We start from the raw sequence: 24418 nt of genomic DNA, 5'->3' as shown, positions 1-24418 counted from the left end.
AGTCGGCAAGGATCAGGCTAACTGCAGTCTGGGGCCGGTGTTTACAGATCCACGCTATTCGACAGAATCACAAGATCGCGGACAGTCACATTACGCGGTCGCGACAGCATGAAAAGGACGGCGTCGGCCACTTCTTTCGGCTGCATCAGGCTGCCATTGGCCAGCGCTTCCTCCATTTTCGCCTTCGGCCAGTCGTCGAGCAAGGCCGTGACGACAGGTCCTGGCAGCACCGCACCGACGCGCACGCCGTGCTGCGCCACTTGCCGGCGCGTGGAATGGACGAAGGCCTGAACTGCGAATTTCGAGGCTGTGTAGATCGGCTCCCACGCGACCGGCACGACGCCTGCGATCGAGCTCGTAAACAGGATGTCGCCGGACTTCTGGGCAACCATGTGCGGCAGCACCGCATGGACCGAGCGGAAGGCCGCGTTGATGTTGAGATTGAGCATGCGGTCCCAGGCATCCGGATCGCCATCGACAACGGGACCGCCAATATAGGCGCCTGCATTGGCGTGGAGGATGTCGAGCCCGCCGGCCACGTCAAGAATGCGAGGCAATATGCCCGAGACCTGCTTTCCATCGAGAAGATCGATGACGAGCGGCAGAGCGCCTCTGCCGATCTCCTTGCAAAGAGCTTCGAGCTTGTCCTTGGCGCGGTCGATGAGCACGACCGTTACACCTGCGGCGTGGAGGCTGCGCGCACATTCCAAACCGATGCCCGATGCGGCACCCGTAATGGCGGCAACCTTACCTTTCATGAGATCAGTCACGAGGAATATTCCTTGCAGAAGCGGGATGGGACGCGTCCATGGCTGCCACGAGAGCAGGGTTTATGCCCGAACCAGACCACATTGGCTGAGACCGGGAATGAAAGGCCTTTTGCGCCGGAGACCCTCACAGCGTGCCTCCGATATCCTCCAGGATGGCGACAAGCTGCTCCGCCCCCATGGCAACGGCAAATGCACCGGCTGTCACCAATGCCGTATGCCGGTCAGGTCTCGGATCGGCCGGGTCGACAAATCCGACGGCCGTCATTCCTGCGGAAACGGCTGCCGCCACGCCATGACTGCTATCGTCGATCATGACGCATCTGGAGGGACGGGCTCGAAAACGCTCCGCGCAGTGCAGCAAGAGATCGGGCGCGGGCTTCGGCCGGGCGACGGCTTCGGCACTGAAGACCTCGTCTCCAAATGCGCTCCACAGATCCAATATGCCCAAGCTGTTGCGGAGCCGCTGCATCGTGCTGTTTGACGCAACGCATTTTGGTCGCTGAAGTCCGTAGACGACATCGGCAATGCCGGGGATCGGCAGCAGCGAGCGTGAAAACTCTTCGAATAGACGCTGGTGCCATGTTTCAAACAGCTCGGGGATATCGATAATCCCGTAATCGCGCCGGCACATCTCGCCGATGATGCTTTCTGAATTGCCGGTAAATTTGAGATGAGCCTCTGTGGCGGTGATCGCAATGCCGGCACCTTGCAGAGTTTCCGCCAATGTGCGGCTGGCGATCGGCTCGCTATCGATCAGCACGCCGTCGCAATCGAAGATCACGAGATCAATGCTTTCCAAGCCTTGGTGGTCCGGCATACCGGGGCAATCGACGCGGTTATCGAGCATCTCTCACCTCCGCGCCTGCAATGCGAGATCCGGCCGATCCGTGGTGATCTGCCGGATCGGTTTGGCAAGCCAGTATTCGAGATCTCCGATGTCGTTTGGGACCCAGGCTCCAAGACGGTCGACCGGCACGAGTTCGGTAATCTGCTCCCATTGTGCCGTAAGCAGCGACTTCTCGACGGCGATGATATCGGAGCATTCGTTGAGTAACTTCAGACTGTTGATCAGACCGAGACGCTCGGCCGATTTGGAATCGAACGACGACAAGGTGCGGATATGCGGAGCAACCTTGCGTATGTCGACGAGCACGTCCGGATGAAAGCTGGTGAGAATTGACCGCTTCGCCAAAGCAAGACGGTCGACCGCGGCGGCTGCCTTGGCGGCAAGCCCCTCATACGGCGTTCCGTCGGCATTGGTTTTCAATTCGATATGAAGCTCGAGCGGCGTGTCCTTGAAGACGGCGAGGACCTCCTCCAATGTGGGAATGGTCTCCCCGTCGCTCCCTTTGAGCCGCACCGTGCGATTTTCGCCGGGGTGAAGGTCTGCGACCAGCCCGTCGGCGTCTGTCGTTCGCTCCAGCGTCGGGTCGTGAATGACAAGCACTTCCCCCGAGCGCGTCAGATGGATGTCGAATTCGACACCGTCTACCGGCATTTGCGCGAGTTTACGAAAGCCCGAAAGACTGTTCTCGGGCCAGAGATTGCGACCACCGCGGTGGCCGATGATATGCACCATTGTCTGATTATCCTTGAAATTCGGGATGTTACTTTCCGGAGTCCACCAGTCCCTTGGTGAACCATCGCTGCATGAAGAGAATAACGGCCGCAGGCGGAAGCATGACGAGAAGTGCCGCACTCATCGCGATGTTCCAGGCAGGTGCTGAGTCCGAGACGGGAACGAGCTGCTTCAGCCCAAGGACCGCAGTTCCCATCTCCTTGTCCGTGGTGAAAAGCAGCGGCCACAAATACTGGTTCCAGCCATAGAGAAACAGGATGATCGACAGGGCCGCGATATTGGCGCTCGAGAGTGGAAGGAGAATGTCCTTGAAGAATTTCAGCGGGCCGGCTCCATCGAGCTTGGCCGCCTCGCAAAGTTCATCGGGAACGGTCAGGAAGAATTGCCGGAAAAGGAAGGTCGCGGAGGCAGAGGCGATGAGCGGCAGGATCAGGCCGGCGTAGCTGTTGACCATGTTCCACTTCAAGGATGCTTCGATACTGTATCCGGTGAGCCCTTCAACGACACCGGAAAGACCGATCGACCCCGCCAACCAGCGCAGCGGCCCGGCGGCATCGGCGACCGCTTCATAGGTCGGGATGATGCGGACTTCGACTGGAAGCATCAGCGATACGAAAATGAGCCAGAATGCCGTCATGCGAAACGGGAAGCGAAAATAGGTCACGCCAAATGCTGCAATCAATGAGATCGCCAGCTTTCCAATCACGATGCCGGCGGTGACGATGATCGAATTCAAAAACAACCGGGAGAACTCGCCCTGCTCCCAGGCGCCGGCAAGGTTTTCGAGAAAATGCGGGCCTGGGATGACCGGGAACGGTGCCTGCTGAACCTCCTGCAACGTCAATGAGCCGGCGACGAAAGCGAAATAGAGAGGAAGGCAGACAAAGATCGCGCCAATCAGCAGTATGGCGTGGCAGAAGATCGAAAGACCGAGATGACGTTCGGGCATGATTACACCTGGTAATTGACCTTGCGCTCGAGGGCGCGGAATTGAACGATGGTGAACAGGATGGCAATGAACATCAGCAGCACGGATTGCGCGGCCGACGACCCGAGGTCCAGTTGCACGAAACCATCCTGGTAAACCTTGTAGACCAGGCTGTTCGTTGCGCCTGCCGGGCCACCGCGCGTGACCGCGTCGATAATGCCAAAGGTTTCAAACAGTCCGTAGACGAAGTTCATCACCACGAGGAAGAAGATCGTCGGTGAGATCAGGGGAAGCGAAATTGTGAAGAAGCGCCGGACCGGCCTTGCGCCATCGAGCTTTGCCGCCTCCAGAAGCGAAACGGGCACGGCCAACAATGCGGCAACGAGAAAGATATAGTCATAGCAGACATTCTTCCAAACCGACGCGATGGTCACCAGGAGTTGCGCATCGAAAGGACGCCGGTTCGGGTCCCATTCGAAACCGAGCCCATGCAGAAATTGAGCGACCGGCCCGACCGCCGGATTGAACAGGAAGGCCCAGATCACGCCTGAAATCACCGGGGCGATCGCGTAGGGCAGAAGGATTATGCTTTTATAAATTCCCCTGCCCCTGACCACGAAATCGGTTGCGAATGCAAACAGACCTGCAAGCACAAGCGTTGCAACATTCTGTGCGAGGGTGAACCAGAGGGTGAATAGCGCACTGCTTCGATATTCCGGACTTGCGAACAGATTGTAGAAGTTTTTCAGCCCGACGAAGATTTGCGTGCCGCCGAACGGGTCGACCTGAACGAAGGCCAACGACAGTGCCTTGTAAGACGGTATGAAAAAGAAGAACAACAGGATCAGCAGCTGCGGCGCGACAAGTCCGAAGGCGAGCCACGGCCTGTTGAAGTGAGCGGACTTCAATCCAGCATCCGACGACGGCGCGATCAGGCGGCCCGCCGAAAGAGCGTGCGGGATGCGAAGGCGCCGGGTGGCGCCCCCCATCTCTCCGAGGGTCTTACTTTGCTGCATGAAGCTGCTCATACTGCCGAAGGATCTGGTTTCCGCGGGCCGCCGCAGCATCCAGTGCCTCCCGCGGCGTTTTTTGTCCGGTCCACACGCCTTGGATCTCCTCGACCAGAAGCGCCATCGACTGGTTGTGATTGCCAAAGCGGAAGCCGCGCGAATTGTCGGTTGGCGTGCCGCGCGTGAGTTGGAGAATGGCGACCTCGCGGGTCGGATGCTCCTTGAAATAGCCCTCGGATTTGGCCTCTTCGTAGGCGGCATTCGTCACCGGGACATAGCCGGTTTGCTTGCTCCACCAGACTTGTGTCTTCGGCAAGGCGACAAAATTCAAGAAGGCCGCAGCGCCTGCGTATTCTTCGTCCGACTTGCCTTTCAACACCCAAAGCGCTCCGCCGCCAATGGTGCTGTTCTTAGGCTCGATGCCCTCCTCATGCGGCAGGAACGTCGCGCTCCATTGAAATTTCGCACCGCTTTCAACAGCGGCATGCGCCGCGGTCGAGGCCACATAGGTCGAGCAACTGCCAGAGGTAAACAGCTGGTCGGGTGAGAGGCCTTGCCCGGCGATCTGCAGGACCCCATCGTCGAGCCACGTCTTGAGGCGTGTCACCTGGCCGACGATCAGCGGGCTCTTGTTGAAGATGAATTCGGTATCGAGACCACCGAAGCCGTTTGCCTTGGTACCGTAAGGCTGGTCCTGGATCGCGGCGTAGTTCTCGATCAGGCTCCAATAGAAGTCGTTCGCAAGCGCCATCTGGCACTTTGAAATTCCCTTCTCCTTGATGGCGTGCAACTGCTTGTCGAGTTCCTGCCAGGTCTCGGCCGGCTTGTCGAAGCCGGCTGCCTTGAAGTGATCGGCATTGTACCAGAAGATCGGTGTCGAGCTGTTGAAGGGCATTGCCGCCGGCTTGCCGTCAACGAGATAAAAGCCCGCGACCGGAGCGATGAAATTGCCCCAGTCGATCTTGTAGCCTTCCTTCTCCATAAGCTCCGGCACCGGGATGATGGCGCCGGAATTATACATGGTCAGAAAGCCTCGCTCGGCGGCTTGGATAAGCACGGGCTGCTGACCGACGCGATAGGCAGCCACCATCGCCGCCATGGTTTCCTCGTAATTGCCTTTGCTGATGCCAACGAGCTCATATTTGTCCTGCGAGGCATTGAAGTCCGAAATCAGCTGTTTGGTGATCTCGGCCAGGCGGCCGTTTGCTGCGTTCCACCACTCGATCTTGACGCGATCGGCTGCACTGGCGTCGCCTGCATTTGCCAATCCGAGCGTCATAAGAGCAGCGCCTGCCGCGAAGGACCGGAATGTCCGTCCTATGCGAGCGCCCATCGAAAATTCTGTCGTCATTTCGCTTTCCTCTCCATTGCCGTTGTGTTCGCCGACCGGCACGTCCAGCGCCGATCAACCCCTCCCAAGGTGGCGATGAAAACAAGGGTGGAGCCACTTGTTACAAATGTCAATAGCGTGTTACAAATGTATGACGATATCGAAGGGAGGATACTTTGGCAGCGATCGAACTGATTGACCTGAAGAAAAATTACGGCCCCGTCTCCGCGGTGAAGGGGATCAATCTCACCGTCGCAGATGGTGAAATGATCGTGCTGGTCGGACCGTCGGGATGCGGAAAGTCGACTTTGCTTCGTATGATCGCCGGCCTAGAAGCCATAAGCTCCGGGCACCTCAGGATCGCTGGCAGCGACGTTGGCCATGTCGATCCGGCCGACCGCAACATCGCCATGGTGTTCCAAAACTATGCGCTCTATCCTCACATGACCGTTCGGCAGAATCTCGAATACGGCCTCAAAAATCGCCGTGTCGCTCGCGGCGAGATTGATCGGCGAATCGCCAATGCCGCCAGCATTCTGGAGATTGGCGAATTCCTCGAGCGGCGCCCCCGCCAGCTGTCCGGCGGACAGCGGCAACGGGTTGCCATGGGCCGCGCCATCGTCCGCGATCCCGCCGCCTTTCTCTTCGATGAACCGCTGTCCAACCTGGATGCGAAGCTGCGTGTGCAAATGCGCGTCGAAATCCGAAGACTGCAGCGGCAGCTTAAAACGACAAGCCTTTATGTGACGCACGACCAGCTCGAGGCCATGACGCTTGCCGACCGGCTGGTGGTCATGAACGGTGGCCGGATCGAGCAGATCGGGACACCAATCGAGGTGTACCGCCGGCCCGAAACGGTGTTCGTGGCAGGGTTCATTGGCTCACCGCCGATGAACCTGATCGATCTCGATCAGCTTGGCCCCTGCCAACTCGCGCTTCCCAGGGATACCGATGTCATCGGCATCCGGCCGAGTGCAATCAATCTCGGTGGGCGTTCAGCGCATGATCTCCGGTTCGACGCTTTCGTTGAATTGATCGAGACCGTCGGCGATGAGAATAACGTCCATTTGCGCATCGATGGCGCGGACAAGCGCGTCGTGGCCAGTGTTTCCACCAATCAGCGTCTGCAGGAAGGTGATCGGATTTCGTGTCATGTGGGAATGGATGGCCTGCATCCCTTCAACCGGGCGACCGGGCGTCGAACCGATTGACAGGGGAAGCAAACGGCATCCAACCGTCACAATTGACAACGGCAGGAATTCGCGATCCATAGCCGTCAAAGCGGAGGCGCAGATATTGCATGACGCAGAATAGAAATTCTCCATTCGCCCCCGTTGCGCTCCCAGATGAGCAAATGCAGGTGCGCGTGGTTTGGCTCTATTACATGGAGGGGCGCACGCAAGGTGAAATTGCCGAAGCACTTTCAACCAACAGGCTTCGCGTCAACAAGATCATCGCAGAAGCGCGCCGATCAGGATTGGTCACGATCACACTCAATTCGCGGCTGACATCCTGTGTGGCTCTGGAACAGCAGTTGGCGGCGGAATTCTCGCTCACCAGGGCTATCATCGTACCGACTCCAGAGGATGAGGACCTCATCCCCGTCCTGCTCGGTCAAGCGGCAGCCGATTATCTCGTTCAGTTGCTGAACGGCGGCAACATTCGCGGCATCGGCGTCGGATGGGGAGCCACTCTGCGCGAAATGGTGCGTCATATGCCTTCACAGCGGCGACCCGAAATCTGTGTCAACTCGGTCATGGGCGGACTGACGCATGGCATCGAAATCAACACGTTTGATATCGCAAGCGACCTTGCCCGCCAGCTCAATGCCGAATGTTCCTATCTTGCCGCGCCCATTTACGCCGGCAGCCCCGAGTCGCGCGAAGCGATCGTCAGACAAGACGTCTTTGAAGCGGCCTTCCGGCAGATCGAGGCCAATGACGTCATCGTGCTCAGCATCGGCGACATGACCGAACGCTCACTGCTGATGCGCTACGGCCTGCCGAGCAACATCAACATAGAAGAGCTTGTCGCAGCCGGCGCCTGTGGTGACGTGCTTGGCCAGTTTGTCGATAAGACCGGGCGCCCGATCGAGCATCCGATCAACAGGTGCGCGATTGCTCCGGAATTTGAGGTGTTACGAGCCATTCCCAATGTCGTCTTCGCATCGGGCGGCTTGAACAAGGTTCACGCAATTGCCGCGGTTTTGTTGTCCGGGCTTGGAAACGTGCTGATTTGCGACGAAGCGACCGCACTGCAGGCGCAACTCGTTGCTACCGAGTTGAGGACGCGCGGCGGGTCATAGACCGCGCATCGACGGTCGATCTCGACTGCGAGCTCTTCCGGATACATCCACGTGCGCCTGCGCATCTCAGGAACTCTCCGGTCGCCCATTTGTTTTACATTCTGCACCGCCCAGAAATTGCCCCCAGATGCAATCGGCGGCAGTGGAGCTGATCCATGGATATGACGCGCATTCGAGATCGCATGGTGGAGCACCACGTGACGTGTCGTGGCATTCGCGATCAAAACGTCATCGAGGCGATGCGCATGGTGGCGCGCGAAAAATTCGTTCCTCCAGGCTCCGAGGAATTCGCCTATGAGGATGCGCCGCTGTCGATCGGCGAGGGCCAGACGATTTCGCAGCCATTCATCGTGGCTCTGATGCTCGAAAAGGCCAATCTGAATGCCGGTGACAAAGTGCTCGAGGTCGGAACGGGCTCTGGCTATGCTTCCGCCCTCATCAGCCGGATAGCAAGGTATGTCTATTCTATCGAGCGCCATGAAAAGCTGGCGCTTGAGGCTAAGGAACGGTTCGAGAAGCTAGGATACCGCAACATCGACGTTCGCGTCGGCGATGGCAGCAAGGGCTGGGCGAAAGCCGCTCCGTTCGATGCCATTATCGTTTCCGCGGGCGCACCCGAGGTACCAACCGCCTTGAAAGAACAGCTGGGGCTCGGAGGGCGACTGATCATCCCGGTCGGCGGCGGTGAAGGGCAGCGGCTGAAACGGCTCACGCGCACCGGCGCCACCGTATTCGAGGAAGAAGATCTTGGCGGGGTGCGCTTCGTTCCCTTGATCGGTGAAGACGCCTGGACTGCTACCCATCCGATGTATACGGCCACGGCCCCCTCATTGCCGAAAGTGGTTGCCTCCGAGCCAAGCTCTCCGCAAGACGCACAGGGAGGGGTATGGGAAAGATAGACAAATTGCCCGCGCTGCCGCATCAGCATCATCAAGAAGCAGAAATCCGGCTGACAACTGACGACGAAGGAAACACCTCGAGGGCATGAACTCGCTGCCATTTTTGAGTTGATAGCCGCTTGGGAATGCGCGTCAGAAGGATAGGTCGAGCACCCTGCCCTCGAACAGACGGTCCCGAGAGCCTTCGAGATGCGCCTTCATCAGTCTTTGTGCATCGTCAGGCCGGCCATCGGCGATCGCCTTGTAGATGGCGTTATGCTCTTCATAGACCTGTTCCAACCCTTGGCGAGGGCCGAGCAAAGAGAGGCCGTGGAGATGCATGCCGACGGCGATATGAGCCTTCAGCGCATCGATCGAGGCCGTGTAATAGTGATTGTTGGCAGCCTCCGTCACCGCGCGGTGGAAGAGAAAATCGGCATCGGTGCGGTGAAGCTGATGGCTGGTCGCCTCACGCAGATCCGCAAGCGCGCTGGCGATCTTCTGAATGGCCGATTCATTGCGGCGCTTGGCGGCGAAATAGGCCGCCGCCGGCTCGATCGTCAGGCGGAATTCGTAGCAGCGCTGAATGTCGGCGATCGTCTTGACCGGCGAATAGGCAAGCTGCGTCGTCGGCGATCCATGCGCACTGACAAAGGTGCCGGCGCCCTGCCGGGCATAGACCATGCCCTGATCGCGCAGGCGCGCCAGCGCATCGCGGACGATCGGCCGCGACACACCCAGCATCGAGGCAAGCTCATGCTCGCCGGGAAGGCGTGAATCGGGCGGATAGTTTCCGCCGCGGATACGCTCGAGCAACTGGTCGAAGACGCGATCGACCAGCTTGACGCCCTTGCCGCGTTCGGGCTTGCCCGGCGGGCCGGCTTCCGCGTTCAAAGATTCGCCATTCACTTCAGCCACGTCATTCTCCCCGACGGTATCTTACTATGCCGCCCGATTCCAAAGGACCAGTCTTAACAAACTATCGGGCTTGCCGAAGCCCCCCGACTTCACGGCGCACCGAAAATGCCGCCCGTCGGCTGCCGTGACATCGAACCACGGCACACCGGCTTCGATTTCGCCCTGCGGCGCCAGCACTCTGACCCCAAGCGCCTGGAAAACGGCAAGCGCCGTATCGCCGCCGCCGACCATCAGCATGTCAGGCCTGGTATCGTCGATGACCGATCTAACGCCTGCAGCAAAACAGCGGGCGACCTCTGCTGCATCGGCTGTCATATCGCCGGTGCAGCGCAGCAGCGCCGGCAGCGCCATGCCCTCCCCGACTTCGACCTGCCCCATCGGCGCGTCTACCACCATGCGCAGGACACCCGAGGCTTCGAGCCGGTCCATCTGGGTAGCGGTAATCGGATCGCGCGAGCCAAAAGCGAAAAGGGTGCGTCGGGTCGCTGCAAATTCCGGCACCGGCTGCCGCCCCGTTTCGCCGAGCTGGCGGGCAAGAGCAGCACCCAGACCCCGTGCGCCGACCGCAAGTGCCAGCCGCCAGTCCTGATCAACCACGATCTGGTCGAGATCACTGTCATTCTCCGCATCGGCAACGGTGACGCTGCCTGCGTGGCTCTCGAACAGATCGGCGATCGGGAGCGGCTTGTCGACGCCGCGGCCGACAACACAGCCTCTGTAGGTCACGCGCTCCTGATCGGGAATAGCGGGCGCCACGAGGATAGTCTCCAGGCCGAGCGCATCTGCCAGCGCCAGGCTCTCCGCCGCGACATTGCCCTTCAGACGGGAGTCGATCTTCTTCATCACGACTGCGGGCTTCACGCCACGAAGTGCCTCGGTCGCGAAGCGCACCCTTTCGGCAGCTTCGCGCTCGCCGAGCGCGCGCGAGGCCGTGTTGATAACGACCACGTCACAGCCAGTGGCGATGGCATCCTCTGCGGCCTCGACATCAACGGCGACCGAAATCGAAAGGCCGGCTTCGACGAAGGGCGTGCCTGTATCGAGCGCGCCGGTCAGGTCATCGGCAATGATGACGGCCTTCAGCGTCATGCGGTCTGTCCGGTGTTGACGGCGTGACAGGCGACGAGATGGCCGGGTTTTGCTTCCTGCCACGCGGGGATGACCTTGCTGCAGACATCCATGGCGATCGGGCAGCGCGTGTGGAAACGGCAGCCGGTCGGCGGGTTCAGCGGGCTCGGCACATCACCCTGCAGGATCTGGCGCTGGCGCGTGCGCTCATGCTCCGGATCGGTCTCCGGAACGGCCGACAGCAGCGCTCTGGTATAGGGATGCAGCGGATTGTCGAAGAGTTCCTCGCGGCTGGCAAGTTCGGCCAGCCGCCCGAGATACATGACGCCGACACGGGTGCTGATATGGCGCACGACCGCGAGATCATGGGCGATGAAGAGATAGGTCAGCCCGTATTTTTCCTGCAGATCGAGCAGCAGGTTGATGATTTGCGCCTGGATCGACACGTCGAGCGCCGAAATCGCCTCGTCGCAGACGATGAATTTCGGCTGGCAGGCGAGCGCGCGGGCAATGACGACGCGCTGGCGCTGACCGCCGGAAAGCTCGTGCGGGTAGCGCTGGGCAAACCGCGTCGGCAGGCCGACATCGGTGAGCAGTGTCGTCACCCTGTCCTTCAGCTCGGCCTTGGTGCAGAGCTTGTGGAAGAGGATCGGCTCGCCGATCGCCTCGCCCACCGTCATGCGCGGATTGAGTGTCGAATAGGGATCCTGGAAGACGATCTGCAGGTCGCGGCGAAACGGCCGCATCTGCTTCTCGTCGAGCGTCGCGAGATCCTGGCCCTTGTAGACGACCTTGCCGCTGGTCGCCTTGTAGAGGTTGAGGATGGTGAAACCGGTCGTCGACTTGCCGCAGCCGGATTCGCCGACCAGGCTCAGCGTCTCGCCTTCCATGATGTCGAGATTGACATTGTCGAGGGCATAGACGGTTGCCGAGCGTTCGCCGAAGGCGCCGAGCTTGACGTGGAAATGCTTGACCAGGTTTTCGATCTTGAGCAGCGGTTGAGCGCCCATCACGCGGCCTCCTGCATTCTCTGGACGACGAAACAGGCGGCGCGGTGATTGGCGCTGCCGCTCAACGGTTCGAGCTGCGGCACCTTCTCGTGGCATATGGCTTCGGCAAGCGGGCAGCGCGGCGCAAATGGGCAACCCTTCGGCCGGCGGCCAGGCTCCGGCGGCGTGCCGCCGATCGAGCTCAGCCGGCTTGCCGGCGGGTCCGAAAGCTTCGGGATAGAAGACAGCAGGCCGCGCGTATAGGGATGGCTCGGGCGGGCATAGAGCTCGTCGACCGGCGCATCCTCGACCACCGTGCCGGCATAGAGCACGGCGACGCGATCGACCAGGCCGGCGATCAGCGCCAGATCATGGGTGATCCAGACGACCGACATGCCGAGCTTGGCTCTGAGATCCTTCACCAGATCGACGATCTGAGCCTGGATGGTGACGTCGAGCGCCGTCGTCGGCTCATCGGCAATCAAAAGCTTCGGATTGCAGGCAAGACCGATCGCGATCATCACGCGCTGGCGCATGCCGCCGGAGAGCTCGTGCGGATAGGCCTGCAGGCGCTCTTCCGGGCCGGGGATGCCGACAAGCCGCAGAAGTTCGACAGCGCGGGCGCGGGCCGCCGCCTTTTTCATTCCGCGATGGTAGACCAGCGGCTCACAGATCTGGTCGCCGACGCGCATCACCGGATTGAGCGAAGTCATCGGATCCTGAAAGACGAAGCCGATATCGCCGCCGCGCACCTTGCGCAGCTCGCGATTCGACATCGTCTGCAGGTCGCGGCCGTCGAATGTCGCCGATCCCTTGGTGACCTTGATCTTGTTCGGCAGCAGCCGCATCAGGCTCAGCATGGTCAGGCTCTTGCCGCAGCCGGATTCGCCGACGACGCCAAGGGTCTCGCCCTTGTTGACATGGAGATCGATGCCATCGACGACCACGGCCGGGCCGTTGCGGCCGTCGATCTCGACGGTGAGGCCCCTGACATCGAGCAGGCGGTCGGTGCTTTTCGTATCCATCATTTGCTGCCCCGCGGATTGAGCGCGTCGTTGAGTCCGTCGCCAAGGAAGCTGAAGGCAACCGAGGCAAGGCCGAGCACGGCCGCCGGAGCGGCGAGAAGGTGGGGATAATGCTGCCAGACGCGCAGGCCGTCCGAGATCATGTTGCCCCAGCTCGGCGTTGGCGGATTGACCCCGACGCCGAGGAAGCTGAAGGCGCTTTCCAGCACCATCGCCGTGCCGAGGCCGGCGCTGACCGAGACGATCAGGGGGCCGAGCGCATTCGGAATGACATAACGCTTGATGATGATCCAGTTCGACAGGCCGAGCGCCTGGGCCGCGGTGATATAGGGCCGGCTGCGGATCGACAGTACCTGGGCGCGCACGAGACGGGCGTAAGGCGGCCAGGAGATCAGCGCCATCGAGCCGAAGACGAGAATGAAATCCACCCACATGGTTTCGCGGTAGAAGGGATTGAGGGTCGCGAGATAACGCGCCTCCATCCATTTGCTGATCGGCGATTTCAGCGAGGCGTTGATGACGACGACGAGCAGCAGGTTGGGAACCGACATCGTCACGTCGGTCAGCCACATGATGGCGCGATCGAATGGATTGCCGAAGAAACCAGCGACGGCCCCGAGCACCAGGCCAATCAGCACCGCGAAGACGGTGACGATGATGGCGACGAGGAAGGCGGTGCGTGTGCCGAAGACCACGCGGCTGAAGACGTCGCGGCCGAGATCGTCGGTTCCGAAGAGGTGGCTCATCGACGGCAGGACGTTGCGGGCGTTGAGGTCCTGGCTCAAATAATCATAAGGCGTGAGGTAGGGGCCGAAGATCGCCGTGAAGCCGAGGATCAGGACGATGACGAGGCCGAAGATGGCGAGCCTGTTGCGCTTCAGCCGATACCAGGCATCGCGCCACAGGCTGACCGGCTCTTCGACGGTTTCGGTGGTGGAAAGAGGGATGGCGGACATGGTCAGCGGCTCCTTCTTGAATCATTGGCGCGCGGGTCGAGCAGCGGATAGAGCACATCCACCAGGAGGTTCGAGACCATCACCAGGAATGAGCCGATCAGCGTGATCGCCAGAATGACCGGATAATCGGAATTGATCAGCGCCTGCACAGTCAACCGGCCGAGGCCCGGCAGGCCGAAGACGAGTTCGACGAAGATCGCGCCGTTGACGATGGTGATCATGATCAGGCCGAGCTGCGTGACGACGGGCGTCAGCACCGGCCGCAGGATATGGCGCAATGCCACGATGATCTCGGGCACGCCCTTGGCGCGGGCGGTGCGGACGAAATCCTCCGACAGTACCTCGATGACGGCGGCACGCGTCTGCCTCACGATCAGCGCGATCGGCTGGAAGGAAAGGACGAGCAACGGCAGCAGGATACGGACATCGAAGATGCCGCCCCAGCCATAGGGCACGCTTGCACCCGGCAGCAGCACGATGAGGCCGACCATCAGCATCGGACCGGCGACATAGGCCGGGATCGCCCAGAGGAAGAGTGCGGAGCCCAGAATGGCATAGTCGATGCGCGAATTCTGGTTGAGCGCAGCGATCATGCCGAGCGGGATCGCGACGACGGCGGTCAGGATGATGGAACAGATCGCAAGCTGGAAGGAGACGGGGGCTGCGGCCGAGACCATTGCCCAGACGGAGCGGCCCGAGGTCAACGAATTGCCGAACTGGCCGTGCAGCAGGTTCCAGATGTAAAGGCCGAACTGGACGATGAAGGGTTTGTTGAGACCGGCACTTTCGCGAATGGCTTCGATGCGCTGCGGATTATAGGCGACGTCGCCTGGCGCGCGCAGGAAGATCAGCTTGATCGGATCGCCTGCACCATAGAAGGCCAGCGCGTAGACCGCCAGCATCACCACCAAAACGGACGGAATCCAGATGGCAAATCGGGTTAGCACGTAGCGCAGCAAGGCCACCTCCCACCTGTTGTTCGACGCGTTCCCGCTTTTGGCTGCGATCGCATCTCTTCTTTTTGATACGTGCGCGAAGGCCTTGCGGCCTTCGCGCGGGTTATTGCCGATTGGAACGGTTTCCGCCGGATCAACCGATGGAAATGTTCCAGGGTTCGACGACCTGCCAGTCAAGGTTCTTTTCCAGGCCCTTGACCTCTTTGGTAGCCCAGCGCGACATCGCCTGAGAATACCATGGAATGAAGGCCCAATCCTCGCGGAACGCCTTCTGGGCTTCCTGGGCGAGAGCGATGCGCTTCGGATCGTCCGCAGCCTTGGTCGTGGCCTCGGCAAGGGCACTGTCGACCTTGTCGTTCTTGTATCCACCGAGCTTGTTCTGCGCATTCGACGAGGTCGAGGCGATGCAGCCCGCCAGATAGGAGACGGCATCGGGAACGCGGGTGCCGACGTCGTCGCGGAAGATCTGGACCGAATTCTGATCCGGACCCGCATAGGAATCCTGCTGCGGCTTCATGTCGACGGCTGTGATGCCGAGATTCTGACGCCACTGCTCGGCGATGAACTGGGCGGCGGCCTGAATGGCCGGCGCCGAAATGCCGACGAACAGGATCTTCGGCAGGCGCTCCGGACCGCCGTAGGTCGATTCCGCAAGCAGCTTCTTGGCAGCAGCCGGATCATAGGGATAAGGCTCGAAACCGGAATTCTCCGCACCCGGAACCGAGTTGAGGATCTGGTCGGCTTTCTTGTGCGGGCCGTCGGGATAGGACGCCTTGAACAGGCCGTCGCGATCGACGGCCATGATCAGCGCCTGGCGGACCTTCGGATCGTCCATCGGCGCGCGGGAGATGTTGAACCAGAAATGCTGGCTGGTCGGGATCAGCGGGCCGGCCGAGAATTCCGGACCAAGATCCTGGATGATGGTCGAGGTGACAAGTTCGGTATGGGCGTTGAACTCGCCCGATTTGATCAGCGACGTTGCAGTGACATTATCCTCGATCGAGGTGATATCAATACGGGCAAGCTTCGGCTTCGGTCCGAAGAAGTTCTCATTCGGCTCGAACGAGAGTTTGCCGGCGTCGATGTCGATGCTCGTCAGCTTGAACGGACCGGAGAAGACCGGCTTGCTATCGGGCTTATACCAATCGATGATCTCCTCGCCGTCGCTGCCGCGCGACTGCGATGCCTTGGTGATCGGCGCGATGTGGTTTGCCAGGCGCATGAAGAAGATCGGGTCTGCGGCACCAAGCGTCACCACGACCGTCCCTTCGTCGGGTGTCGCGACACCAGTCAACTCCTTGCCGGAGCCGGCGGCGATTTCGGCGTAACCCTTGACCCTGCTCAGCACCTGGTCGGCGCGCTGGTTCTTGGTGTTGGGCATCGAGGAGACTTCCCACGATCCCTTGACATCCGCCGAGGTGATCTTGCTGCCGTCGGAAAAGACGGCCTTCGGGTCGAGCTTGAAGGTCCAGACTGTGTTGTCGGCCGATTCCCAGCTGGTGAAGACGTAGGGCTTGATATTGCCTTCGCTGTCGAAATACATCGGCGATGCCCACCAGATCGAATTCCAGCGGAACGTCCTGCCGCCGCCGCGCAGCGGCGACCAGTCCTGGTCGAAGGCCGGATTTGCGACCTTCAGGACCTGGCCTTCATCGGCCATAACGATGCGGGCATTCATCCCGAATACGGTGAGGCCGACACCGGCTGCAAGGCCGAGCTTCAGCGCGTTACGACGTGATATTTTGGTTTTATCCGATTGATCAGACATGGCATTCCTCCCAGAGTGAATTCGGCAGCGCTCTCCCTGCACCTGCCAGGCGCAGCACAATCCGTTCCGTATCGTTCTCTCGTTATTGTAAATATGTCAACAAAAAATCGCGATTTCAATCCGAACAAAATTTTCTCCTGAAAATATATAAGTTATAACAGATAGATAACTTTTCGCGGCGGCTTCACGGCATTTTGTCTTCTTGACAAAATCGCGGCAATATAAAAGTTCTTTGCACTCCATCGCGACAGACCGATGACAATTGCAATGCGCAGCCTCCCGGTTCGAACACGGATCGGCAAGACAGGACGCGCCGAGGAGGGCGGAATGAGCCATCACAGGATTACCGGCGTTTTCAGCGCCTCCGCAACGCCGCTGACGGCGGACAACAGGCCGGATTTCGGCCTTTTCACCGACCATTGCCGGCAGTTGCTGGCCGAGGGGTGCCATGGCGTGGCGCTGCTCGGCACGACGGGCGAGGCCAATTCCTTCTCCGGCGCCGAGCGCCGCGCCATTCTGGAAGCGGCACTGAAGGCCGGCATTCCCGCCGACAGGCTTTTGCCGGGCACTGGCGTCGTCGCCATTCCCGAGACTGCGGAATTGACCCGGCACGCGCTGTCGCTTGGCGTCACCAAGGTGGTGATGCTGCCGCCTTTCTACTACAAAGGCGTCTCCGACGATGGTCTCTTCGCCGCCTATTCGCAGGTGCTGGAGAAGGTCGCCGACACGCGCTTGCAGGTCATCCTCTATCATATTCCGCAGGTCTCAGGCGTTCCGCTATCCATTCCGCTGATCGGGCGGTTGATTGCGGCCTTCCCAGAGACGGTCGTCGGCATCAAGGAATCTGCGGGAGATTTCAACAACATGCAGGCGATCATCGCCGCCTATCCCGGCTTCTCAGTGCTCGCAGGCGCCGATCCGCTGTTGTTGCCGCTGCTGAAGGCGGGCGGCGCCGGCTGCATCACCGCCACCTCCAATCTCGTGGCGAATTCGCTCCGCACCGTCTACGAGCATGTCCATGACGAGGCGCGCGCCGCCGATGTCGAGGCGGCGCAGGCCCGCATCAACGCCTATCGAACGCTTTCCAATTCCTACGTCCAGATCCCGACCATCAAGGCGATGGTTGGGCTGAAGACCGGCAATCCCGCCTGGAAGCGTACGCGCGCGCCGTTGATGCCGCTCGGCGATGCCGACTATGCCGCACTCGCCGAAAGCTACGCCAAGCTGCCTTGAGGAGATCCGTCATGAGTTTTACCGGCCTGCCTCCGGAAGCCATTCCGGCCCTGATGACCGGGGCCATCGCCCCTCACCCCACAATCGAGGGTCGTGCGGATGCCTATCTGCCCTCCCCCTGCATCCAGAACCATGCCGCAAATCTCGCCTTTCTGCCCGACGGCACGCTGACCTGCGTCTGGTTCGGCGGCACGATGGAGGGCATGGGCGATATCTCGATTTACATGTCGCGGCTGGCGCCGGGCTCCGGGCGATGGTCCGTGCCGGAAAAGATGAGCGACGACCCGGAGAAATCCGAACAAAATCCGTTAATTTTCAAGGCTCCAGATGGAAACGTATGGCTGCTCTATACCTCGCAGACTTCCGGCAATCAGGACGGTTCTGTTGTCAAATGCCGGATTTCAGGTGATGGCGGCCAGACTTTCGGCCCGGTCCAAATTCTCTGCGACAGTCCCGGCACTTTCGTTCGCCAGCAGATCGTCGTCAACGGCAGGGGCGATTGGCTGCTTCCGGTCTTCCGTTGCGTCGGCCTGAATGGCCAGCGCTGGAGCGGCGATGCCGATACGGCTGCGGTGCTGATGTCACGTGATGGCGGCGCGAGTTGGCAGATGCGCGATATTCCAGACAGTATCGGCGCGGTGCACATGAACATCCTGCCGCTTGGCGGCGACGAGATGATCGCCTTCTACCGCAATCGTTTTGCCGAAAACATCCTTTCCAGCCGATCACCCGATGGCGGCGAGACATGGAGTGCGCCCGAGCCCGCCGAACTGCCGAACAACAACTCCTCGATCCAGGCCACGATCCTGAATGATGGAGCAATCGCAATGGTTTACAACCATTCGAATGCCGGCATGTCGGATGCACGTCGCCAGTCTCTCTATGACGAAATCGAGGGTGGCGAAGCTGGAGAGACCGCCGTCGTTGCCGATACCAGCGCACGCAAGGCCGTCTGGGGTGTTCCGCGTGCGCCGCTGAGCCTGGCGATATCAAGGGATGGCGGCAAGAGCTTTCCGCATCGCATCGATCTCGATACCGGCGACGGCTTCTGCCTCAGCAACAATTCGAAAGAGTCGCTGAACCGCGAGTTCTCCTACCCCTCGATCGTCCAGGGCGGCGACGGCACGCTGCATATCGCCTACACCTACTACCGGCGCGCCATCAAATATGTGCGCCTCGCCCCGCAATCCCTGCCGTGAGCAAAGCGGCAGCCGGAAAATAGTAAACCTGCATCCGATCGCAAGGATGCAGGATGGCAACGGCTGCGGGTTGACGGACGGGGAAATTGACAACAGGCTCAGATTATTCACCGCCGTCGCAAAGATGATGGGCCAGCGGTGCATGAAATGCCGGCATAACCATGACGAATTTCATAACACACTGATATCTTTATCGATATTGGCACAGCAACGCCGCGTTGAAGCGCGCTCGAGCGCACGTCAGATGATAAAAACTTCTGCTCTCTGGAATGCTGGCTTGACATTGACCTTACAACTTTACATTAAAGAGGACGATGATATTGCCGCAAGATCTTGCAGGGAGGACTGGTTCATGGCCAGCTTGGATTCGCCGATCACGATAGTTCGGCCGCATCTGATCGAATTCGGCGTCGGCACGGCGGGAAAGCTCGGCAAATGGGCCGCCGAAAAGGGCTATCGTCGCACGCTCGTCATCTCCGATGCCTTCAATGCCTCGCGCATTGACGTACTGGAGCTGAAGGGCGAGGTAACCGTCTTTGCCGAAGTGACGCCCGAACCGGATACGGCCAATCTCGCAAAGGTGCTGGCGGCGGCAAACGCCGCCGATGCCGAGCTGATTGTCGGCTTCGGCGGTGGCAGCGCCATGGATCTAGCAAAACTTGCCGCCGTGCTTGCCGGCTCTGCCCAGACGCTGCACGAGGTCGTCGGTCCGAACAAGGTGCATGGGCCGCGCAAGGTAGCGCTTGCCCAGGTGCCGACGACATCGGGCACCGGCAGCGAGGCCGGCATCCGTGCGCTTGTCACCGATCCGGCGACGATGGCAAAGCTTGCCGTCGAAAGCCTGCATATGCTGGCCGATATCGCCGTCATCGATCCTGCTTTGACCTTCAGCGTCCCGGCTCGCACGACGGCCGCCACCGGCGTCGATGCCATGGCCCATTGCGTCGAGGCCTTCACCAACCGCAAGGCGCATCCGATGGTCGACATCTATGCGATCGAGGGGACGCGGCTCGTCGGCAAATATCTCGCCCGCGCCGTCAAGGACGGCAACGACGCCGAGGCGCGCGCCGGCCTCTCGCTCGCCTCGCTTTACGGTGGCTTCTGCCTCGGCCCGGTCAACACCGCCGGCGGCCATGCGCTCGCCTATCCCCTCGGAACGCGCTGGCATGTGGCCCATGGCGCGGCAAATGCGCTGATCTTTCCGCATGTTCTCGCCTTCAATACACCGTCCGCGCCTGAGAAAACCAAGGCGGTGATGGAGGCGCTTGGGTGTGAAACCTCCGGCAACGTCACCTCCGTCTTCGATGCGGCTTATGCTTTCTGCGCCGAACTCGGCATCGAGATGAAGCTCTCAGGCCTCGGCGTGCCGGAAAGTGATCTCGACGCCATGGCCGACGACGCCTTTGCCATTCGCCGTCTGCTCGATAACAATCCGCGAGATCTCTCTCGGGCCGACATTCGCGCGATTTACGCGGCCGCGTTCTAGGCGACAAAGTTTTCAGAAGGAATTCGATCGATGGACAGGAATGCGAAAGTCGCCGTGACGCTCGGCGATCCGGCCGGCGTCGGCCCCGAGGTAATCGTCAAGGCCTTGGCAGCTCTGCCCAGGGAAGAGCGCCGCGATTTCGTCATTGTCGGCAATGTCGAAGCGCTGGAACGCGCCGACCGCGTCAGCGGCACCGGACTGCGGTTCGGGCCTGCCGATGCGCCCGGTGACGACAGGATTGCCGTCGACGAAGTCGCGCTCGCCGCCGCCCTGCCCGAGATCGGCAAGGTCAGCCCCGTCGCCGGCGATGCCTCGGTGCGCTATATCACCCGCGCCGTCGATCTCGCCATGTCGGGACAAGCCGACGTCATCGTCACCGCGCCGATCAACAAGGAGGCGATGAACCTCGCCGGCCATCACCATGACGGCCACACCGGGCTGCTCGCGCATCTCACCGGCTCGAAGAGCTCCTTCATGCTGCTTGCCTCCGAGCGGCTGAACACCATCCACGTCTCCACCCATATCTCGCTGAAGGGCGCGATCGAGCGCGCCAAGACTGAGCGGGTGCTGGCGACAATCGAAGCCGGCCACAGGCACTTCCTGCGGCTCGGCAAGACAGCGCGCATCGCCGTTGCCGGACTCAATCCCCATTGCGGCGAAAACGGCCTGTTCGGCACCGAGGATACGGAATTCCTGGCGCCCGCCGTCGAACAGGCGCAGGCAAAGGGCATCGACGTCGTCGGTCCGATCTCCGCCGATACGGTGTTTGCCCGCGCCTATAACGGCGCCTTCGATCTCGTCATCGCCCAGTATCACGACCAGGGCCATATCCCGATCAAGCTCGTTGCCTTCGACACGGCGGTCAACGTCTCGCTCGGCCTGCCGATCGACCGCGTCTCGGTCGATCACGGCACCGCCTTCGACATCGCCGGCACCGGCAAGGCAAACCACGTCAACATGCTGTCGGCCATCGCCTATGCCAGGCTGATGGCCCGCTCGCCGCGGCAGAGAGCGTGATCGCGGCTTCCATGAGGACCAACAAGCGCCCATCGCCGACACAACGATTTTGAACTTCGTTATGACATCCAATAGCAGAGCCGGACTCTGTCGTTCAGGAGCGTCCCGCCGTTGACGCGTCGACATTCCAAGACTACATAGCTAGACAGTCTAGCTAGGAGCAGAATCGATGGAATGGCAGTTGCAGGACGCCAAGAACCAATTTTCGAAGGTCGTGCAGAAGGCCCGACAAGAAGGGCCGCAGGTGGTTACCGTGCGCGGCGAACGCGCGGCCGTCGTTCTGTCCGCCCGCGACTACGACGCCCTGCGCGCCGGCAGGCCGACGCTCGTCGACGACCTGCTCGGTGGCCCCGCCTGGGACGATGAGTTCGCCGATGCGGTCGAAGCACGCAACAAGACGCCAAGCCGCGACGTCGCCTTCTGATGTATCTGGTCGACACCAACATCGTCTCGGAGGCGCGACGCGGCACGCCGCAGGCGGTCTCCTGGCTGTGCTCCATCGACCCGCTCACCATCCACCTGAGCGCGCTGACGCTTGGCGAGATCATGCGCGGTATTGCCCTCAAACAGAAGTCGGATCCGAAGACCTCGGCGCATCTCACCGAATGGCTGCGCAAGCTGCGTTATGATCATGGCGACCGGATCCTGCCGGTGACCGACGAGATCGCCGTCGAATGGGGCCGCATCGCCGCCATCCGGCCGCGTGGCGATATCGACGGGCTGATCGCTGCAACCGCAATCGTCCATGATCTGATTGTCGTCACTCGCAATATCGGCGATTTCGACGACACCGGCGCAGCGGTGATAAATCCATGGGAGACGGACGCGTGAGCAGTCGAGGCAGCCACTTCCTCGTTTAAAATGGCCTCCTGTGCCTTTGGATAAAGGCCTTGGCTACGTCGGGCCGAGAGCTCTTGTCGGTGCGTTTGGTGGCAGCCTCATGATCTGCTGACCAAGCCTCATCTGTCCGGCGTTTTGATCTGCTCTGCGGCAACGTTGATTGCACCGCCAACCCGTCACATGCCGAACAAGCGGCGATCCCAGAAGACCGGTTGGTGGAGGCTTACTGTGATCAATCGGAATTCCGGGTGGGCCGGGTTTATCAGCATGTTGCGGTCGACGCGGGCGACGACACTTGGGACCAGTAGGATGGCGCTGCGCTTTTCCTGGCACCAGCGTTCGCCGAAAGCCTTGCTGACGTTTGCCGGCATGCTGTCCCAGCCGGGCAGCGCGGGCTCGGAGAAGACCTCGTAGCTTAGCCCACGCGGTAGGGTGATCGTGACATAGTGCTGGTTGGGTGGCAGCCGCCCGCTGCCATGGACGAGCTTTTCGAGCAGTGCCGTCGAATAATGCTCGCTCGTATAGATGATCGGGCTGCCCGACGTGTTCCACCTCCCCGGCGCAATGGTCGAGCCGGTGGCGTCGAAGATCGGATAGGTTCCACTGGGATCTCCGATGCGGACGGATGTCAGCGTACGATCAAGAACCTGTGCGCTCACGCAGCGCTGCCGTATTTCAGGCTTCCGAGAATATCGAGCACGAGCTCGCCGCCGATCTCGCTCTGGATGACCACGTCGATCGGCCGCCTGTCCTCAAGCATTGCATGCGGCCGAAACAGGAAGTCGCGGGCCTCGATCTCGGTCTGCCAGACATCGAGCGCCTGGCCCCAGACACGCGCGAGACGGGCAAGCTTTATGCCTTCATCCGAGGAGAGCCGATGCTTGGATTTGCGCCGTTCATAGGTGGCCTTCGGAACCAGCCGGTATTTGAACTGCGCATCATCAGGCGCCAGAAGCAGCGCCATGCGGTCAAGCGCCTTGACCGGCAATCCTTCCTCGATGCTGGAGAGCAGGCCGAAGGCCGAACGCGATACCGGCTCCCTGGCGGGCAGCCCGAGAACATCGGCGATACCGGCAAATCCCATCATGGCAACGGCTCCTTTTCACTTGAGGCTATACTTAGTCTCAAGTGAAACAATGTTCAAGGGTGCCATCCCGGCTTATCTTCGATAGCGGCGGATTGCCGTGCGCGCGAGAGACCGCTATCTTTACCAAAGGCATACGAACAATGAAGGAGGTTGCCTATGTCACCGCGGGACGCCTGATCCAGCAATATCAAGACTTCTGCCTTTCCAAGGGCATCAATTTCATACGCATCGAATCCGTACGGCCGCATGACGATACCACGCTCTTCTGCAGCGCTGGAATGCAGCAGTACAAGCCCCTCTTCTCCGATCCCTCCCATAGTGGAACCGTCGCAAACAGCCAGGCTTGCCTGCGCATGGGCGACCTCGACGAGATCGGCGACGGAACTCATCTTCTCCATTTCTCCATGCTCGGCCTTTTCTCCTTCAGGGAAATGACCGTCGGCAACGCCATCGATTTCTGGCTCGAGTTTCTGGAAACGGTAGGGCTCGTGCCGGATCATGTGACGATCCATCCCGACCGCCTGGTGGAATGGACGCCGCTCTATGGCGGGCGCGTGCCCATCGTGCCGGATCCCGAATGCATATGGAGCGATGGCGGCATCAGCGGATACTGCACCGAGTTCTACAAGGATGGCGTCGAGATCGGAAACATCGTCAATCCGCTCGGAACCTGCATCGACGTCGGCTTCGGCGCGGAACGCCTCGACATGATCGTCAGCGGCGCGCCGCAAGACGATGCGCTCGGGACACTGTGCGAGACGGTCATGACCATCGTGGAAAGCGGCTACCGGCCGGGCAATAAGGAGCAGGGATACGTCTTGCGAAAACTGCTCCGCCGCATCCACAAGATGGGCGGCACGCTCGATCATCCCTTCTTCGCGGAAGAGGTCGAACGCCAGAAGCGACTGCGCGCCAAATATCTGCGTTTGCGTGACCGCCATTCCGAGATGAGTCCCGACTGGTGGTTCGACACCCATGGCATCGATCTCTCCGACATCGGGGAGACGATGGACGAATAGCGGAAGCAAGGCCTCCCGCAGACAAAGCGGGAGGCCTTGCCATATGCTGGAAAGTGT

At 60.6% G+C, this 24418-nt stretch carries 24 protein-coding genes and 1 pseudogene; 10 read left to right on the top strand and 15 right to left on the bottom strand.

Annotation, left to right across the window (positions count from 1 at the left end):
• Positions 1-41: 41 nt before the first annotated feature.
• The 6 genes from ACM5SV_RS32500 to ACM5SV_RS32475 all read right to left on the bottom strand — a co-directional run bounded on the left by ACM5SV_RS32500 (position 42) and on the right by ACM5SV_RS32475 (position 5638).
• Positions 42-770, bottom strand: a complete 729-nt coding sequence (locus tag ACM5SV_RS32500; protein WP_128449600.1) for an SDR family oxidoreductase — start codon at positions 768-770, stop codon at positions 42-44.
• A 124-nt stretch (positions 771-894) separates the two neighbouring features.
• Positions 895-1617, bottom strand: a complete 723-nt coding sequence (locus ACM5SV_RS32495) for an HAD family hydrolase (protein ID WP_128449601.1) — start codon at positions 1615-1617, stop codon at positions 895-897.
• Between the two features lie 3 nt (positions 1618-1620).
• Positions 1621-2349 (bottom strand): glycerophosphodiester phosphodiesterase family protein, encoded by a 729-nt coding sequence (locus ACM5SV_RS32490; protein WP_113546855.1) that lies wholly within the window; start codon positions 2347-2349, stop codon positions 1621-1623.
• Positions 2350-2377: 28 nt separating this feature from the next.
• The gene (locus ACM5SV_RS32485) at positions 2378-3298 is read right to left on the bottom strand and encodes an ABC transporter permease subunit (protein WP_113546854.1); all 921 of its coding nucleotides are present in this window, start codon (positions 3296-3298) and stop codon (positions 2378-2380) included.
• Between the two features lie 2 nt (positions 3299-3300).
• Positions 3301-4266, bottom strand: a complete 966-nt coding sequence (locus ACM5SV_RS32480; protein ID WP_206615933.1) for an ABC transporter permease subunit — start codon at positions 4264-4266, stop codon at positions 3301-3303.
• A gap of 13 nt (positions 4267-4279) precedes the next feature.
• Positions 4280-5638 (bottom strand): extracellular solute-binding protein, encoded by a 1359-nt coding sequence (locus ACM5SV_RS32475; RefSeq protein ID WP_113546875.1) that lies wholly within the window; start codon positions 5636-5638, stop codon positions 4280-4282.
• 155 nt (positions 5639-5793) lie between these two features.
• On the opposite strand from ACM5SV_RS32475, the gene ACM5SV_RS32470 reads away from it, so the two are divergent.
• The 3 genes and pseudogenes from ACM5SV_RS32470 to ACM5SV_RS32460 form a co-directional block, all read left to right on the top strand.
• Positions 5794-6828, top strand: coding sequence for a sn-glycerol-3-phosphate import ATP-binding protein UgpC (locus ACM5SV_RS32470; RefSeq protein WP_128449602.1), 1035 nt, complete (start codon positions 5794-5796; stop codon positions 6826-6828).
• Positions 6829-6917: 89 nt separating this feature from the next.
• Positions 6918-7922 (top strand): sugar-binding transcriptional regulator, encoded by a 1005-nt coding sequence (locus ACM5SV_RS32465; protein ID WP_012760157.1) that lies wholly within the window; start codon positions 6918-6920, stop codon positions 7920-7922.
• 155 nt (positions 7923-8077) lie between these two features.
• Positions 8078-8841: pseudogene (locus tag ACM5SV_RS32460) on the top strand (protein-L-isoaspartate(D-aspartate) O-methyltransferase); the annotation flags it as partial.
• A 112-nt stretch (positions 8842-8953) separates the two neighbouring features.
• Here ACM5SV_RS32460 and ACM5SV_RS32455 read toward each other — a convergent pair.
• From ACM5SV_RS32455 to ACM5SV_RS32425, 7 genes are all read right to left on the bottom strand, one after another.
• A complete protein-coding gene (locus ACM5SV_RS32455) occupies positions 8954-9718 on the bottom strand; it encodes a FadR/GntR family transcriptional regulator (protein ID WP_011649637.1) in 765 nt (254 codons plus the stop codon).
• Positions 9719-9742: 24 nt separating this feature from the next.
• The gene (locus tag ACM5SV_RS32450; protein ID WP_222018056.1) at positions 9743-10807 is read right to left on the bottom strand and encodes a four-carbon acid sugar kinase family protein; all 1065 of its coding nucleotides are present in this window, start codon (positions 10805-10807) and stop codon (positions 9743-9745) included.
• Positions 10804-11796 carry an ABC transporter ATP-binding protein gene (locus ACM5SV_RS32445; RefSeq protein ID WP_026157687.1) on the bottom strand — a complete coding sequence of 331 codons (993 nt, stop codon included), beginning with the start codon at positions 11794-11796 and terminating at the stop codon, positions 10804-10806. Before ACM5SV_RS32445 ends, ACM5SV_RS32450 begins: the two co-directional genes overlap by 4 nt.
• Complete coding sequence (locus ACM5SV_RS32440) at positions 11796-12803, bottom strand: ABC transporter ATP-binding protein (RefSeq protein ID WP_017997106.1); 1008 nt, start codon at positions 12801-12803, stop codon at positions 11796-11798. Before ACM5SV_RS32440 ends, ACM5SV_RS32445 begins: the two co-directional genes overlap by 1 nt.
• On the bottom strand, positions 12800-13756 hold the full coding sequence (locus ACM5SV_RS32435; protein WP_012760162.1) for an ABC transporter permease: 957 nt from the start codon (positions 13754-13756) through the stop codon (positions 12800-12802). The genes ACM5SV_RS32440 and ACM5SV_RS32435 overlap by 4 nt, the downstream gene beginning before the upstream one ends.
• 2 nt (positions 13757-13758) lie before the next feature.
• The gene (locus tag ACM5SV_RS32430) at positions 13759-14715 is read right to left on the bottom strand and encodes an ABC transporter permease (RefSeq protein WP_012760163.1); all 957 of its coding nucleotides are present in this window, start codon (positions 14713-14715) and stop codon (positions 13759-13761) included.
• A 130-nt stretch (positions 14716-14845) separates the two neighbouring features.
• Positions 14846-16480, bottom strand: coding sequence for an ABC transporter substrate-binding protein (locus ACM5SV_RS32425; protein ID WP_012760164.1), 1635 nt, complete (start codon positions 16478-16480; stop codon positions 14846-14848).
• A gap of 327 nt (positions 16481-16807) precedes the next feature.
• Between ACM5SV_RS32425 and ACM5SV_RS32420 the strand changes: the two genes are divergently transcribed.
• The 6 genes from ACM5SV_RS32420 (at position 16808) to ACM5SV_RS32395 (ending at position 22246) form a co-directional block, all read left to right on the top strand.
• Positions 16808-17713 (top strand): dihydrodipicolinate synthase family protein, encoded by a 906-nt coding sequence (locus ACM5SV_RS32420; RefSeq protein WP_222018058.1) that lies wholly within the window; start codon positions 16808-16810, stop codon positions 17711-17713.
• Between the two features lie 11 nt (positions 17714-17724).
• Complete coding sequence (locus ACM5SV_RS32415) at positions 17725-18912, top strand: sialidase family protein (protein ID WP_128449604.1); 1188 nt, start codon at positions 17725-17727, stop codon at positions 18910-18912.
• 352 nt (positions 18913-19264) lie between these two features.
• Positions 19265-20398 carry an iron-containing alcohol dehydrogenase gene (locus tag ACM5SV_RS32410; RefSeq protein ID WP_128439934.1) on the top strand — a complete coding sequence of 378 codons (1134 nt, stop codon included), beginning with the start codon at positions 19265-19267 and terminating at the stop codon, positions 20396-20398.
• 30 nt (positions 20399-20428) lie between these two features.
• Complete coding sequence (gene pdxA / locus ACM5SV_RS32405) at positions 20429-21415, top strand: 4-hydroxythreonine-4-phosphate dehydrogenase PdxA (RefSeq protein ID WP_128407270.1); 987 nt, start codon at positions 20429-20431, stop codon at positions 21413-21415.
• A gap of 169 nt (positions 21416-21584) precedes the next feature.
• Positions 21585-21839 (top strand): type II toxin-antitoxin system Phd/YefM family antitoxin, encoded by a 255-nt coding sequence (locus tag ACM5SV_RS32400; protein WP_164024517.1) that lies wholly within the window; start codon positions 21585-21587, stop codon positions 21837-21839.
• Positions 21839-22246, top strand: coding sequence for a type II toxin-antitoxin system VapC family toxin (locus ACM5SV_RS32395; protein WP_164024516.1), 408 nt, complete (start codon positions 21839-21841; stop codon positions 22244-22246). Before ACM5SV_RS32400 ends, ACM5SV_RS32395 begins: the two co-directional genes overlap by 1 nt.
• A 185-nt stretch (positions 22247-22431) precedes the next feature.
• Here ACM5SV_RS32395 and ACM5SV_RS32390 read toward each other — a convergent pair whose 3' ends face one another.
• Both ACM5SV_RS32390 and ACM5SV_RS32385 read right to left on the bottom strand, forming a co-directional pair.
• Positions 22432-22914 carry an RES family NAD+ phosphorylase gene (locus ACM5SV_RS32390; RefSeq protein ID WP_011649624.1) on the bottom strand — a complete coding sequence of 161 codons (483 nt, stop codon included), beginning with the start codon at positions 22912-22914 and terminating at the stop codon, positions 22432-22434.
• Complete coding sequence (locus tag ACM5SV_RS32385) at positions 22911-23342, bottom strand: antitoxin Xre-like helix-turn-helix domain-containing protein (RefSeq protein WP_003552236.1); 432 nt, start codon at positions 23340-23342, stop codon at positions 22911-22913. The genes ACM5SV_RS32390 and ACM5SV_RS32385 overlap by 4 nt, the downstream gene beginning before the upstream one ends.
• 140 nt (positions 23343-23482) lie before the next feature.
• Between ACM5SV_RS32385 and ACM5SV_RS32380 the strand changes: the two genes are divergently transcribed.
• Complete coding sequence (locus ACM5SV_RS32380; RefSeq protein ID WP_012760171.1) at positions 23483-24361, top strand: alanine--tRNA ligase-related protein; 879 nt, start codon at positions 23483-23485, stop codon at positions 24359-24361.
• Positions 24362-24418: the final 57 nt, after the last annotated feature.

Origin of the sequence: Rhizobium sp. CRRU65, assembly GCF_048551595.1 — a bacterium.
Classification (GTDB): Bacteria; Pseudomonadota; Alphaproteobacteria; order Rhizobiales; family Rhizobiaceae; genus Rhizobium; species Rhizobium leguminosarum_J.
The sequence above is the reverse complement of the archived record's forward strand: the minus strand, read 5'-3'. Positions and strand labels throughout refer to the sequence as shown.

Excerpts from the sequence above, each read along its gene's own strand:
- ACM5SV_RS32495 (WP_128449601.1), bottom strand. The coding sequence starts at position 1,617 with ATGCTCGATAACCGCGTCGATTGCCCCGGTATGCCGGACCACCAAGGC.
- ACM5SV_RS32490 (WP_113546855.1), bottom strand. The coding sequence starts at position 2,349 with ATGGTGCATATCATCGGCCACCGCGGTGGTCGCAATCTCTGGCCCGAG.
- ACM5SV_RS32485 (WP_113546854.1), bottom strand. The coding sequence starts at position 3,298 with ATGCCCGAACGTCATCTCGGTCTTTCGATCTTCTGCCACGCCATACTG.
- ACM5SV_RS32480 (WP_206615933.1), bottom strand. The coding sequence starts at position 4,266 with ATGGGGGGCGCCACCCGGCGCCTTCGCATCCCGCACGCTCTTTCGGCG.
- ACM5SV_RS32475 (WP_113546875.1), bottom strand. The coding sequence starts at position 5,638 with ATGACGACAGAATTTTCGATGGGCGCTCGCATAGGACGGACATTCCGG.
- ACM5SV_RS32465 (WP_012760157.1), top strand. The coding sequence starts at position 6,918 with ATGACGCAGAATAGAAATTCTCCATTCGCCCCCGTTGCGCTCCCAGAT.
- ACM5SV_RS32450 (WP_222018056.1), bottom strand. The coding sequence starts at position 10,807 with ATGACGCTGAAGGCCGTCATCATTGCCGATGACCTGACCGGCGCGCTC.
- ACM5SV_RS32445 (WP_026157687.1), bottom strand. The coding sequence starts at position 11,796 with ATGGGCGCTCAACCGCTGCTCAAGATCGAAAACCTGGTCAAGCATTTC.
- ACM5SV_RS32440 (WP_017997106.1), bottom strand. The coding sequence starts at position 12,803 with ATGATGGATACGAAAAGCACCGACCGCCTGCTCGATGTCAGGGGCCTC.
- ACM5SV_RS32435 (WP_012760162.1), bottom strand. The coding sequence starts at position 13,756 with ATGTCCGCCATCCCTCTTTCCACCACCGAAACCGTCGAAGAGCCGGTC.
- ACM5SV_RS32425 (WP_012760164.1), bottom strand. The coding sequence starts at position 16,480 with ATGTCTGATCAATCGGATAAAACCAAAATATCACGTCGTAACGCGCTG.
- ACM5SV_RS32420 (WP_222018058.1), top strand. The coding sequence starts at position 16,808 with ATGAGCCATCACAGGATTACCGGCGTTTTCAGCGCCTCCGCAACGCCG.
- ACM5SV_RS32415 (WP_128449604.1), top strand. The coding sequence starts at position 17,725 with ATGAGTTTTACCGGCCTGCCTCCGGAAGCCATTCCGGCCCTGATGACC.
- ACM5SV_RS32410 (WP_128439934.1), top strand. The coding sequence starts at position 19,265 with ATGGCCAGCTTGGATTCGCCGATCACGATAGTTCGGCCGCATCTGATC.
- pdxA (WP_128407270.1), top strand. The coding sequence starts at position 20,429 with ATGGACAGGAATGCGAAAGTCGCCGTGACGCTCGGCGATCCGGCCGGC.
- ACM5SV_RS32400 (WP_164024517.1), top strand. The coding sequence starts at position 21,585 with ATGGAATGGCAGTTGCAGGACGCCAAGAACCAATTTTCGAAGGTCGTG.
- ACM5SV_RS32395 (WP_164024516.1), top strand. The coding sequence starts at position 21,839 with ATGTATCTGGTCGACACCAACATCGTCTCGGAGGCGCGACGCGGCACG.
- ACM5SV_RS32385 (WP_003552236.1), bottom strand. The coding sequence starts at position 23,342 with ATGATGGGATTTGCCGGTATCGCCGATGTTCTCGGGCTGCCCGCCAGG.
- ACM5SV_RS32380 (WP_012760171.1), top strand. The coding sequence starts at position 23,483 with ATGAAGGAGGTTGCCTATGTCACCGCGGGACGCCTGATCCAGCAATAT.